Annotated in this window: 9 protein-coding genes; 5 read left to right on the forward strand and 4 right to left on the reverse strand. The window is 73.3% G+C overall.

The window, feature by feature from the left end; all coding sequences use genetic code 11:
- Nucleotides 1–292: 292 nt before the first annotated feature.
- Nucleotides 293–952 (reverse strand): hypothetical protein, encoded by a 660-nt coding sequence (locus K313_RS21805; RefSeq protein ID WP_029212941.1) that lies wholly within the window; start codon nucleotides 950–952, stop codon nucleotides 293–295.
- A 13-nt stretch (nucleotides 953–965) separates the two neighbouring features.
- A complete protein-coding gene (locus K313_RS0118900; RefSeq protein WP_029212942.1) occupies nucleotides 966–2,093 on the reverse strand; it encodes a toxic anion resistance protein in 1,128 nt (375 codons plus the stop codon).
- Between the two features lie 53 nt (nucleotides 2,094–2,146).
- On the opposite strand from K313_RS0118900, the gene acs reads away from it, so the two are divergent.
- Entirely contained in the window at nucleotides 2,147–4,267 is a 2,121-nt protein-coding gene (gene acs, locus K313_RS0118905) for an acetate--CoA ligase (RefSeq protein WP_169516870.1), read from the forward strand.
- Here acs and K313_RS0118910 read toward each other — a convergent pair whose 3' ends face one another.
- Both K313_RS0118910 and K313_RS21810 read right to left on the reverse strand, forming a co-directional pair.
- Complete coding sequence (locus K313_RS0118910) at nucleotides 4,268–5,893, reverse strand: TolB-like translocation protein (RefSeq protein WP_029212944.1); 1,626 nt, start codon at nucleotides 5,891–5,893, stop codon at nucleotides 4,268–4,270.
- A gap of 73 nt (nucleotides 5,894–5,966) precedes the next feature.
- Nucleotides 5,967–6,788, reverse strand: coding sequence for a glycerophosphodiester phosphodiesterase family protein (locus K313_RS21810; RefSeq protein WP_051274230.1), 822 nt, complete (start codon nucleotides 6,786–6,788; stop codon nucleotides 5,967–5,969).
- Between the two features lie 243 nt (nucleotides 6,789–7,031).
- On the opposite strand from K313_RS21810, the gene nhaA reads away from it, so the two are divergent.
- The 4 genes from nhaA to K313_RS0118935 all read left to right on the forward strand — a co-directional run bounded on the left by nhaA (nucleotide 7,032) and on the right by K313_RS0118935 (nucleotide 11,148).
- Nucleotides 7,032–8,402 (forward strand): Na+/H+ antiporter NhaA, encoded by a 1,371-nt coding sequence (gene nhaA / locus K313_RS0118920; protein WP_084413055.1) that lies wholly within the window; start codon nucleotides 7,032–7,034, stop codon nucleotides 8,400–8,402.
- Nucleotides 8,399–9,262: a YwiC-like family protein gene (locus K313_RS0118925; RefSeq protein ID WP_029212947.1), complete on the forward strand. Its 864-nt coding sequence runs from the start codon at nucleotides 8,399–8,401 to the stop codon at nucleotides 9,260–9,262. Before nhaA ends, K313_RS0118925 begins: the two co-directional genes overlap by 4 nt.
- A 179-nt stretch (nucleotides 9,263–9,441) precedes the next feature.
- Nucleotides 9,442–10,038, forward strand: coding sequence for a phage holin family protein (locus K313_RS23285; RefSeq protein ID WP_029212948.1), 597 nt, complete (start codon nucleotides 9,442–9,444; stop codon nucleotides 10,036–10,038).
- 180 nt (nucleotides 10,039–10,218) lie between these two features.
- Nucleotides 10,219–11,148, forward strand: a complete 930-nt coding sequence (locus K313_RS0118935; RefSeq protein WP_240484014.1) for an alpha/beta fold hydrolase — start codon at nucleotides 10,219–10,221, stop codon at nucleotides 11,146–11,148.
- Nucleotides 11,149–11,264 lie beyond the last annotated feature (116 nt).

An 11,264-nucleotide genomic window follows, 5' to 3' on the forward strand; every position in this document is an offset into this window, starting at 1 on the left:
GGCGCCCGGGGCGACCCAACGCGCCCCGACGGGTCACTTCGTGCCGCCAGCTCCGGGTTTGCGAGCCAACGGGTGGAGTTCGCCACCGTCATGGGTGGCCTTCTCCACCCGTTCCCGCGGGGGCCAGAACCCCGCAGACCTGAGCGCCCGCGTGCCCGATGGGCAGCGCATCCGGGCCAGGCCGGCCTAGGCCGGGCTCCGGCATACGGCTGGACGATCGGATCGACCTGGGTTGGTCACATCGACCTGGGTTGGGCACATCAGCCGGGGTTGGTCACATCAGCCTGGGGGACTAAGGCCGGTCGATGTGACTACCTGGGGTAGGTCCGTCGTGGTGGAACTTCTCCTCGAGGAAGCGGCCCTGGTCGGTCAGGGTCTGCGCGTCGCCGGCATAGATCGCGCTCTGCACCGACCCCAGCCGCTGCTCGAGCACCTGCATCTGGTGGGTCAGCTCCTGCGCGGGGGTGCGACCCTCCGCGCCCGGGGCGTCACGGGCATAGCTGCCCGGCAGGTTGAGATAGGCCTGGAGCGAGGTCGGCAGGTAGTCCCGCACCGTGCGCTGCACCACGTGCAGGTCGTCCGGCGAGGTGGCCAGCTGCTCCGCGCGCTGAAGGATGTCGCGCAACACGGCCACGACGCGGTGGAACGCGAGGTAGCCCTCCTCGGGGAGCCGGTTGGAGGACTTGTCGGTCTGGTCGACGAGACGCTGCAGCTCGGTGCGCAGGTCGACGATCAGCGCCTGCGTGGCCTGGGTGCCCGTCGCAAGACCCCCACGTCGGCGCGCTCCGGGGGCGACGGCCGCGCCGACGGCATACAGCCCGACGACCGCGGCGGGCCACCAGTCCCCGGCGAGGTCGGTGGGCACCGTGACGGCCGCGGCCCCGAGCCCGAGCACGGATCCCACGATGTTCTTGGTGGACGCGAGGTAGCGCGTCAGAGCGTTGCCAGCCACGACCCCAGCCTAGTCACCGGCGCCGCTGGTCCAGCGTGCGGCGGGTCTCGTCCTCGGCCGCGGCGCCGCGGATGCGCGTGGCGTCGGCCTCGTCGAGCGCGGCGTAGACCTCGCCGAAGGCGCTCTTGAGGCGCGCGATCGCGTCCGGCGAGCCGGACCCCGCGGTGTCCCGCATGGTCTGGGCCGAGTCGTCCAGCAGCTCCGCCGAGCGGCGGTCCAGGTCCTGCACCCCGTCGACGACCCGGCGCTGCCCCTTGACCGCGCCCGAGACGACCACGGCCGTGCGCAGCGCCGCCAGCGTCGTGGTCGCCGCCCGGTCGATGCCCTGGACGAGCAGCTCGTTGTTGGACCGCACGAGGTCCAGCGCGAGATAGCCCTGGGTGCACACCGCGAGGTGGGTCAGCAGGTCCTGGTGCTTCTGCCGGGCCGCGCGCTGCACCTGGTCGCGCAGCACGTGGGCGCGGGCCGGGTCGGACGCCTCGAGCCCCGGCAGCGCACGCCCGATCTCGTCGTCGATGGCGCCCGCGAGCACGGAGTACTCCTGCAGCTGGCCCATGAGCCGCCACAGGTTGGCCCGCTCGCCCGCGACCGCCGCGTTGTCCTTGCGCAGCTCGTCCTGCTGGGTCCGCAGCGACAGGATCAGCATGTTGATGCGGTCCTGGCTGGCGTAGTAGCGCTCGACGTAGTCCGCGACCCGGTCCCCCATCGGCACCAGCCCGAGGAGCTTGCGCGCCGGCTTGTCGAGGTCGGCGGGGTCCAGCTCCTCGACCTCCTGGCGCAGGCGCACGAGCTGCTCCCCCGCGACCTGCTCCGGACCGCCCTGACGTGCCCCCACCGAGCCCGAGCGGGCGCGACGGTCGAGCATGCGCGAGGACAGCTGCGACGACGCCTTGACCTCGGCATCGCCCATCGTGCTGATGTCGCGGACGCGCTGGTCGAGCACCGGCGAGTGCACGTCGACGGCGAGCAGCTGCTGCACGAAGCCCTCGGCGTTGCGGCGCAGCGCGTCGGCCACGGCCGGGTCGACGGGCACCGCGGTGGCCGCCTGCTGCGGCGTCACCTCGGCGACGGGCCGTGGCGCCGACAGTGGAGACGGCATCGGCGACGGCTCAGGTGCCGCGAGCGGGGTGGGCTCGGTCATGGGCTGCTCCTGTCGTGGCGGGTGGGCTCGGACGTCCACCCCATCATGCCCGTATGCCGGTGGCCCCTCGTGCGGCGCGGCTGCGGCATACGGCCGGTGACCGCCCGGCGACGGGCACCGACCACCCGACGACGACCGTCTCAGGCGCGGCCGGTGGCCTGGCACGGGCGCCCGATGTGAGGTTGGCTGGGGGGCAACCGACCCGACTCGAGGAGGAGCCGACCGTGTCTGACTTGTCTGACCTCTCTGACCACACCGCGCAGGAGTTCCCGCCGGACCCCGCGTTCACCGAGCAGGCGGTCGGGCAGGCCGAGCTGTTCGACCAGGCCGACGCCGACCTCGAGGGCTTCTGGGCCGACCAGGCGAGGACGTACGTCACCTGGAGCAAGGACTTCACGGAGGTCCTCGACTGGAGCGACGCCCCGTTCGCCACATGGTTCGCGGACGGCGAGCTCAACGTCGCCCACAACTGCGTCGACCGGCACGTCGAGGCCGGCAACGGCGAGCGGGTCGCCATCCACTTCGAGGGCGCCGAGGGCGACACCCAGACGATCACGTATGCCGAGCTGCAGCGCCGCGTCTGCCAGGCCGCCAACGCGCTCACCGAGCTGGGCGTGGCCAAGGGCGACCGGGTCGCGATCTACCTGCCCATGATCCCCGAGGCGATCGTGTCGATGCTGGCCTGCGCCCGCCTCGGCGCCCCGCACTCGGTGGTGTTCGGCGGGTTCAGCGCCGACGCCATCCGCTCCCGCATCGCCGACGCCGAGGCCCGCGTCGTCATCACCGCCGACGGGCAGTACCGCAAGGGCAAGCCCGCTCCGCTCAAGGCCGCCGTCGACCAGGCCGTGTCGGGCGAGGACTCCCCGATCGAGCACGTGCTCGTCGTGCGCCGCACCGGCGCCGACGTCGAGTGGTCCGACAAGGACGTGTGGTGGCACGACCTCGTCGACCGGCAGAGCGACCGGCACGAGGCGCAGCCGATGGCGGCCGAGCACCCGCTCTACATCCTCTACACCTCCGGCACGACCGGGAAGCCCAAGGGCATCCTGCACACCTCCGGCGGCTACCTCACGCAGACGGCCTACACCAACGCCGTCGTCCACGACCTGCACCCCGAGACCGACGTCTACTGGTGCACCGCCGACATCGGCTGGGTCACCGGGCACTCCTACCTCGTCTACGGGCCGCTCGCCAACGGCGCGACCCAGGTCGTCTACGAGGGCACCCCGGACTACCCGCACCAGGGCCGCTGGTGGGAGATCATCCAGAAGTACGGCGTCACGATCCTCTACACCGCCCCCACCGCGATCCGCACCTGCATGAAGTGGGGCGCCGAGATCCCCCAGAAGTTCGACCTGTCCTCGCTGCGCGTCCTCGGCTCGGTCGGCGAGCCGATCAACCCCGAGGCGTGGCTGTGGTACCGCAAGAACATCGGCGGAGACCGCTGCCCGATCGTCGACACCTGGTGGCAGACCGAGACGGGCGCGATCATGATCAGCCCGCTGCCGGGCGTCACCTCGCTGGAGCCGGGCTCGGCGCAGCGGCCCATCCCGGGCATCAGCGCCGAGATCCTCGACGACGCGGGCGAGCCCTTCACCGAGGCGGAGAAGGTCGGCTACCTCGTGCTCACCAAGCCGTGGCCCTCGATGCTGCGCGGCATCTGGGGCGACCCGGAGCGCTACAAGGACACCTACTGGAGCCGGTTCGGCGAGAAGTACTACTTCGCCGGCGACGGCGCGAAGTACGACGCGAACGGCAACATCTGGCTGCTCGGCCGGGTCGACGACGTCATGAACGTCTCGGGCCACCGCCTGTCCACCGCCGAGATCGAGTCGGCCCTGGTGTCGCACCCGTCGGTGGCCGAGGCGGCCGTCGTCGGGGCGGCCGATGACACGACCGGTCAGGCCGTGTGCGCGTTCGTGATCCTGCGCGAGGGCGCGCAGCAGAGCGACTCCACGGTCGAGGAGCTGCGGTCCCACGTCGCCAAGGAGATCAGCCCGATCGCCAAGCCCAAGTCGGTCATGATCGTCACCGAGCTGCCCAAGACGCGGTCCGGCAAGATCATGCGGCGCCTGCTCAAGGACGTCGCCGAGGGCCGCGAGATCGGCGACTCGACGACGCTCACGGACGCCTCGGTCATGGACTTCATCAAGCAGGGGATGTCCCAGCGCTGACTACCTCGGGGAGGTGCGGAGGGCGGGCACGAGGACCGTCGGCGGGCCGGGCACCCGCTCGACGGCGTCCGTCTCGACGTCCCAGCGCAGCATGACCGGCGCCCGGCCGTCGCCCGGGCTCACCGCCAGCAGCACGGTGCGCCCGTCCTCCCACCCCGAGATCATCGTCGCCGGCGACCGCATGGCGGGGTTGCTGCCGCCATAGGCCCGCCAGCGCCCGCTGCGCAGGTCCATGACCTGCACGGGTCCCGCGGTCCGGGCCTGGTATCGCCCGTCCGGGCTGGTCGCCGTCGGCGCCATGGCCTCCGTCGGCAGGCACGGGTGCGACGTCGACGTGATGTCGCTGACCGGCACCCGGTAGGTGCACGCGCGTTCGTCGTCCAGGCGCATGACATAGGCCGGGTCCCCTTGCGAGTCCGGCGTGACGACCGCGTCGTCGGGCAGGTCCAGGTGGTGCATCCGCTGCCCCAGCTCCCAGAGGAAGTGGAGCGTGCCCTGCCGGCCCTCCGCCGGCGTCGGGTCGCCGCTCGGGCCGGCCGTGCCGGTCGGCGTGGGTGTCTCGGGCATCACGGTCTGCATGATCAGGACCCCGCGCGTGGTCCAGGACGCCACCCACGCGGAGGTCGGCACCTCCTGACGCGCGACCTCGGTGCCCGTCGCGGCGTCGATCACCCGGACCGTGAACGGCGCCGGACCCCCGTCGGTCGCCCACTCGACGTAGGCCAGCCGGGACCCGTCCGGGGACACGGCGAAGCCACTGATCTCGCCACCCGCCGCCCTGACCGGCGCCCCCTGTCCCTTCCACCACCGCAGCTCCGTCCCCATCTCGCCCTGGCCGCCCTGGTCGGCGAGGACCACGACGGCGCCGCCGTCCGGTCCGAAGGCCACCGGCGTGACCATCGCCAGGTCCGGCCTGCCGGAGGACCGCGCCAGGCGGGTCGTGCCCGAGCCGCGCACCAGCCACAGGTCCGCGCCCTGCTGCTCGACGCGGGGCAGGGCGCTCGTCCGGCGGCCTGCCGCCGTGCCGAGGGCGGCCTCGTAGGCCTCGAGCGGCAGGACGTCCGGCTCCGGGACGGGGGTCGGCTGCGCCGACCCGCTCTGGGTCGGCGTCCACGACGGGGTCGTGGACGAGGGCGGGTATGCCGTGGGCGACGCCGCACCGCCGCTCGAGGTCGGGGACGCGGTGGGTGACTGCGTGGTCGTGGGCGAAGGCGTGCCGTCACGCAGCCGGTCGACGGCGACCCACCCGCCGGCGACCACGAGTGCTCCGGCCAGCGCCAGGGCGGTGACCTGGCGACGACGGTGGGCGGTCGTCATACGGGCCCGCACGTCGTCGGCCGAGACGGGGCACACCCCGTCGCCGGCGAGGCTCGCGGCGCGTCCCCACAGGGCGTCGAGGTCGTCGTGGTCGGGCTGGGGCACGTCCTGCTCGCGGGCGGCCAGCCGGATCCGGCGCTCGGCGACGGCTCGCACCTGGCCGTGGGAGGCCTCACCGCGCCGCCCGGCCAGGGTGACGAGCACGTCCTCGGTCACCTCACGGGCGGCGGGCCGGGGCACGATCGCCTGCGCCCAGCGCCAGACGAGCGGGCCGGCGCGACGCACCAGACCGTCGAGGTCGTCGACCATGCGGGCACCCCCTGGCTCGTCGGCACGTCCCAGCTGCTCGAAGGACTGCTCCTCGGAGGACGCAGCGAGCCTGTCACAGGTTGCCCGGCAGCCCCACCTCGTGCTCGTCGGCGGCCGGAACCGCGCCAGGCATCGGCACCCAGTCGCCGCGGGCGACCAGGACCTCGCGCAGCAGGTCGGGGCGGTCCGAGATGACGCCGTCGACGCCGAGCGACAGCAGGCGGTCCATCGCGACCGGGTCGTTGCACGTCCAGGTGATGACCCGCACCCCGACGGAGTGTGCCAGGTGCACCACCTCCTCGACGAAGATCGGGACGCGCCCCAGCTGGATCGGCACGTGCGCGAACGGCGCCGAGCCGATCCAGCGCGGCACGGGCACGCCGGCGCGCGAGCAGGCGATCAGCGTGGTCAGGGAGCGCCAGCCGAGGGAGGTGGCCACGCCCGGGGCACCCTCGCGGACCCGACGCAGCCAGCCGTCGCACGCGCCGGCGACGCACACCCGCTCGCGATAGCGCCGGATCCGCAGGACCTGCACCAGCGGCTCGAGTGCGGACTCGTCCTTGAGGTCGATCGAGAAGCACGCGTCGGGGAAGGCCTCGAGCGCCTCCACCAGGGTCGGCACCTGCTCCTGCCCGCACACCCGCAGCCGCTGGAGCTCGCGCAGGCTGCCGCCTGCCACTGGGCCGGTGCCGTCGGTGATGCGGTCGAGCGTCTCGTCGTGGAAGCACACGAGCTGTCCGTCGGCGGTGAGCCGCACGTCGGACTCGAGGTAGCGCACCCCGAGCGCCACCGATCGCTCGAACGCCGCCAGGGTGTTCTCGGGGGCCAGCTGCGCGCCACCGCGGTGCGCGAGCGCCAGGGGGGAAGGGACCGTCGCCGTAGGCCATGTCTCCATGGTCAGGGCCTCGCCGGGCTGCTGGGGGCCGTGCCCGGGGTCCACGACGAGGTGTTCACCGGGGCTTCCCGATCCGGCCATGCGTTGCTCGGACGCCGGTGGCCGGGCGACCTCTCGCGCTCCCAGAGCGCCCGAGCGACCGCTCGGACGCGATAGAATGCCCGTTGGTGTGCCGGGAAGTCTGGTCGGCGTCGTCCCTCGCGACCCCTCGACCGGGTCCCCACCTCGTCCGCGAAAGGCATCATGCCAGCGAACTCCCCGCGCCCCTCCGCCACCGGCAGCTCCCGACTCTTCGCCCGCGGCAGCTGGCGCGAGACCCAGCGCATCACCGCGGCGCTGCGCACCGAGACCGTCGGAGGCGCCCTCCTCCTCGTCGCGGCCCTGGCCGCCCTGGTCTGGGCCAACACGCCCTGGCGGGAGTCGTATGCCGCTCTCCGCGACCTGCACGTCGGCCCATCGGCGCTGCACCTCGATCTCTCGGTCGGGCACTGGGCGGCCGACGGCCTGCTCGCGATCTTCTTCTTCGTCGCCGGCATCGAGCTCAAGCACGAGTTCACGCGCGGCGACCTGTCCGACATCCGCAAGGCGACCGTCCCCGTGGCGGCGGCCTGCGCCGGCGTGATCCTGCCCGCCCTGCTCTTCCTGGGTGTCGGGATGCTGCGCGGCGGGGGCGGTGACGTCCTGCGCGGCTGGGCCATCCCCACCGCCACCGACATCGCGTTCGCCCTCGCGGTGCTCGCCGTCATCGGCACCCACCTGCCGTCCGCGCTGCGGTCCTTCCTGCTGACGCTGGCCGTCGTCGACGACCTCATCGCGATCACGATCATCGCCGTCGCCTACACCGAGTCGCTGCAGGCCCTGGCGCTGCTCGCCGCCCTCGTCCCCCTCGCGGCGTTCGCCCTGGCGACGCGGCGCGGCTGGACCTCCCCGTGGCTGCTGATCCCGTTGGCGCTGCTCACCTGGGGCCTGGTCCACGCGTCCGGGATCCACGCGACCGTCGCCGGCGTCCTGCTCGGCCTGGTCACCCCGGTCGACGTCGGCCACCGACTCGAGCACGTCGTGCGCCCCGTGTCGGCGGGCGTGGCGGTGCCGCTGTTCGCGTTCTTCGCGGCCGGCGTCACGGTCGTGGGTGGCGGCTTCGGCGAGGCCGTCAGCGACCCGGCCGCGCAGGGCGTCGTCGCCGGCCTGGTCGTCGGCAAGTTCGTCGGGATCCTCGGTGCGACCTGGCTCCTGGCCCGCTTCACCAAGGCCGAGCTCGACAACGACCTCGCCTGGGCCGACATCGCCGGCCTGTCCCTGCTGGCGGGCATCGGGTTCACGGTGTCGCTGCTGGTCGGCGAGCTGGCCTACGGCGCCGGCTCCGCGCGGGACGACCACGTCAAGCTGGCCGTCCTGCTCGGCTCGCTGATCGCCGCCGTGCTCGCGTCGGTCGTCCTGCGCAGCCGCAACCGGCACTACGCGCAGATCGCGGCGCGCGAGGCCGAGGACCTCGACCTCGACGGCGTCCCGGACGTCTACGAGGCCCACGGCAGCATCACCCCCGACGGCCTCAAGGACGGCCGTCACCGCGGGCGCCAGGACGGGCGTCGCGAGGATGGCACGCTGTCCTCATGACCCGAGGCAGGAAGCGCGCCCCCGGCTGGGTCCCCCAGCAGCACGGTGCCTGGGCCATGCTCGTGGTCCCCGCGGTGACCGGCGCGGTGCTGCTGGTGCGCGACCACGGCTGGCGGTGGGTGGCCCTGCCGGTCCTCGTGATCACGGTCGTCGGCTACTTCCTGCTCAACGCGGTCACGTTGTGGCTCAAGGCTCGTCGCAAGCCCCGATACTGGCCCCCGGTCCGGGCGTATGCCGTCGCCGGAGGCGTCCTCGGGGTCGCCGTCATGGCGCTCGGACCCGGGCTCACGGGCTGGCTCGTCGTGGCCGCCCCGCTCCTGGCGGTGGCCCTGGTGCTCGCGTCGCGCCGTCGGGACCGGGCCACCCTCAGCGGGCTGGTCACCGTCACCGCGGCCTGCCTCGTGACGCCCGTCCTGTGGAGCGCCGGCCTCTCGGCCCGGCTCCCCCTGGGCGCGGTGAGCGCCGTCGCCGACGTCGCCGCGCGCCGACCCGACCAGGTCAGGGGCGTGGCGTTCGTGACGCTGCTGCAGCTGGCCTACTTCTTCGGCACGGTCGTCTATGTCAAGACGATGATCCGCGAGCGCGGGGACCGGCGCTGGTTCGCGGCGTCCGTGGCCTATCACGCAGCGATGACGGCGGTGCTGCTCACGGCGGCGCTGGGCGGCATACCGGCGCTGGCCACCGGTGTCTCGGGGGCCGCTCTCGTCCTGGCCACCGTGGTGCTGGCCCTCGCGACCGCACGCGCCTGGGCGATGCCGACCCTCGGCCCGCTGCGCGGGCGCCAGATCACGCCGCTGCAGGTCGGGCTCGTGGAGATCGGCTTCAGCGTGGCTGTGCTCGTCGCCTGCCTGCTGGCCTGACCCGACCGCGTCGTCCACAAGTCGTCCACCAGATCGTCCGAGGTGCGAGCCGTGCCCGCGTCGCGGAACCTCCCCCGGCGGCCACCGCGATGTAGGTATGGTTTCGGGTGAATGTGTGAATGACATGATCGAACCCTGCCCCGGGATCTCGATCCCACAGTCCACGAGGAGTCGCCCCCATGTCCACGTCCTACACCGAGCAGGAGCACGACGCTCGCCGCGCCGACCGCGACCGCGAGGCGCGCAACTACGGCAGCGACACCACTGCTCGCACCATCGGCCAGCTGGTCGCCGACGCGACGCAGGACGTGTCGAGCATCATGCGCAACGAGATCCAGCTCGCCAAGGCCGAGGTCAAGACCGACGTCGCCAAGGCCGGCAAGGGCATCGGCATGTTCGCCGGCGCGGGCGTCTTCGCCTTCCTTGCCCTGATCCTGCTGCTCATCGCCGCGGCCTACGGCCTGATCGCCCTCGGCCTGGCCCCGTGGCTGTCCTTCCTGATCGTCGCGATCGTGCTGCTGGTCGTGGCCGGCATCCTCGCGATGGTCGGCAAGAAGGCCCTGAGCACCGTCAACGTCAAGCCCGAGCGCACCATCCGCAACGCGCAGGAGACGGTCGAGGCCCTCAAGCCCAACACCTCCCGCCCGGCGGTCACCGAGCAGCGCACCGCGGCCTACGGCTCGGCCCGCGAGACCACGTCCCGCGAGGCCACGTCGACCTACGCGACGACCGACGCGACGGACACCCGCAGCGAGGCCGGCGCCACGCGCGCCTGAGCACCGACCACCTGGTCCGACCAGCGGCCCCCTCCCCACCAGGGAGGGGGCCGCTGTCGTCCCCACCCTCCGTCATGACCCAGCACCATGACCCTGCGTCACGGCCCTGCGTCATGACCCCACCCCGCCGACCCGCGAGCCGTTGGTGCGCCCCGCCCGACCTTTGCCAGGATGGGGCCGATGAACGACGGCACCATGCGTGACGCCGCCAGCACCCTGGTCCCGGGGCCCTGGCGGCACCGGTTCGTGTCCGCGAACGGCGCGAGGTTCCACGTCGCCGAGGCCGGGGACGGCCCGCTCGTGCTGCTGCTGCACGACTTCCCGCAGTTCTGGTGGGCCTGGCGGCACCAGCTGGTCTCGCTGGCCGAGGCCGGCTATCGCGTGGCCGCGATGGACCTGCGGGGCTTCGGCTCGTCGGACAAGCCGCCCGTCGGCTACGACACCTTCACGTCCGCCGCCGACGTCGCGAGCGTGGTGCGCTCCCTCGGCGAGCGCTCGGCCGTGGTCGTCGGCCAGGGGCTCGGCGCCTGGATCGCCTGGTCGATGCCGTCCCTGCAGCCCCCGGCGACCCGAGCGGTGGTCGCGCTCGGCGCCCCGCACCCGCTCGCCCTGCGCACGGCGTCGTTGACCCTGCCCACGCAGATCCAGGCGGGCCGCACGTTCGCCGGGCTGCAGCGGCCGTTCGTGCCGGAGCGCCGCCTCGGCGACCCGGCCTCGGGCTACGTCGCGCGCATCCTCACCGAGTGGTCGGCCCCCGGCGCGACCTGGCTGGACGTCGACATCACCACCCGGTATGCCGAGCAGATGGCCCTGCCGTTCGTGGCGCACTCCGCGGCGGAGTACTACCGCTGGATGGCTCGCTCCCAGCTGTGGATCTCCGGGCGGCAGTGGGCCGCGGCGCTGCGTCGCCCCATGCGGGTGCCCGCCCTGCACCTGCACGGCGCCGAGGACCGCGCCGTGCTGCCGATCACGATGGGCGGTTCGGCGCGCTACGCCGCGGCCGGGCTGGACGCCCACCTCTTGCCGGGCACAGGTCACTTCGTCGCCGAGGAGGCCCCCGAGCGCGTGGACGCCCTGCTCCTCCCCTGGCTCGCCGCCCTGCCGCGCTGACCCGCCCGCACCCCCGGGCCCCGGCGCCCCACACGACCCGAACTGAGCTCCCAGCTCACGACATGTCGCCTGACCCCTCCTTTCGGCGCCCCACACGACCCGAACTGAGCTCCCAG

The sequence above is a fragment of the Arsenicicoccus bolidensis DSM 15745 genome, assembly GCF_000426385.1.
GTDB lineage: Bacteria > Actinomycetota > Actinomycetes > Actinomycetales > Dermatophilaceae > Arsenicicoccus > Arsenicicoccus bolidensis.

What these genes read in the sequence shown, in the direction of transcription:
- K313_RS0118900 (WP_029212942.1), bottom strand. Translation starts at nt 2,093, where the DNA reads ATGACCGAGCCCACCCCGCTCGCGGCACCTGAGCCGTCGCCGATGCCG.
- acs (WP_169516870.1), top strand. Translation starts at nt 2,147, where the DNA reads ATGCCGGTGGCCCCTCGTGCGGCGCGGCTGCGGCATACGGCCGGTGAC.
- K313_RS0118910 (WP_029212944.1), bottom strand. Translation starts at nt 5,893, where the DNA reads ATGGTCGACGACCTCGACGGTCTGGTGCGTCGCGCCGGCCCGCTCGTC.
- K313_RS21810 (WP_051274230.1), bottom strand. Translation starts at nt 6,788, where the DNA reads ATGGAGACATGGCCTACGGCGACGGTCCCTTCCCCCCTGGCGCTCGCG.
- nhaA (WP_084413055.1), top strand. Translation starts at nt 7,032, where the DNA reads ATGCCAGCGAACTCCCCGCGCCCCTCCGCCACCGGCAGCTCCCGACTC.
- K313_RS0118925 (WP_029212947.1), top strand. Translation starts at nt 8,399, where the DNA reads ATGACCCGAGGCAGGAAGCGCGCCCCCGGCTGGGTCCCCCAGCAGCAC.
- K313_RS23285 (WP_029212948.1), top strand. Translation starts at nt 9,442, where the DNA reads ATGTCCACGTCCTACACCGAGCAGGAGCACGACGCTCGCCGCGCCGAC.
- K313_RS0118935 (WP_240484014.1), top strand. Translation starts at nt 10,219, where the DNA reads ATGAACGACGGCACCATGCGTGACGCCGCCAGCACCCTGGTCCCGGGG.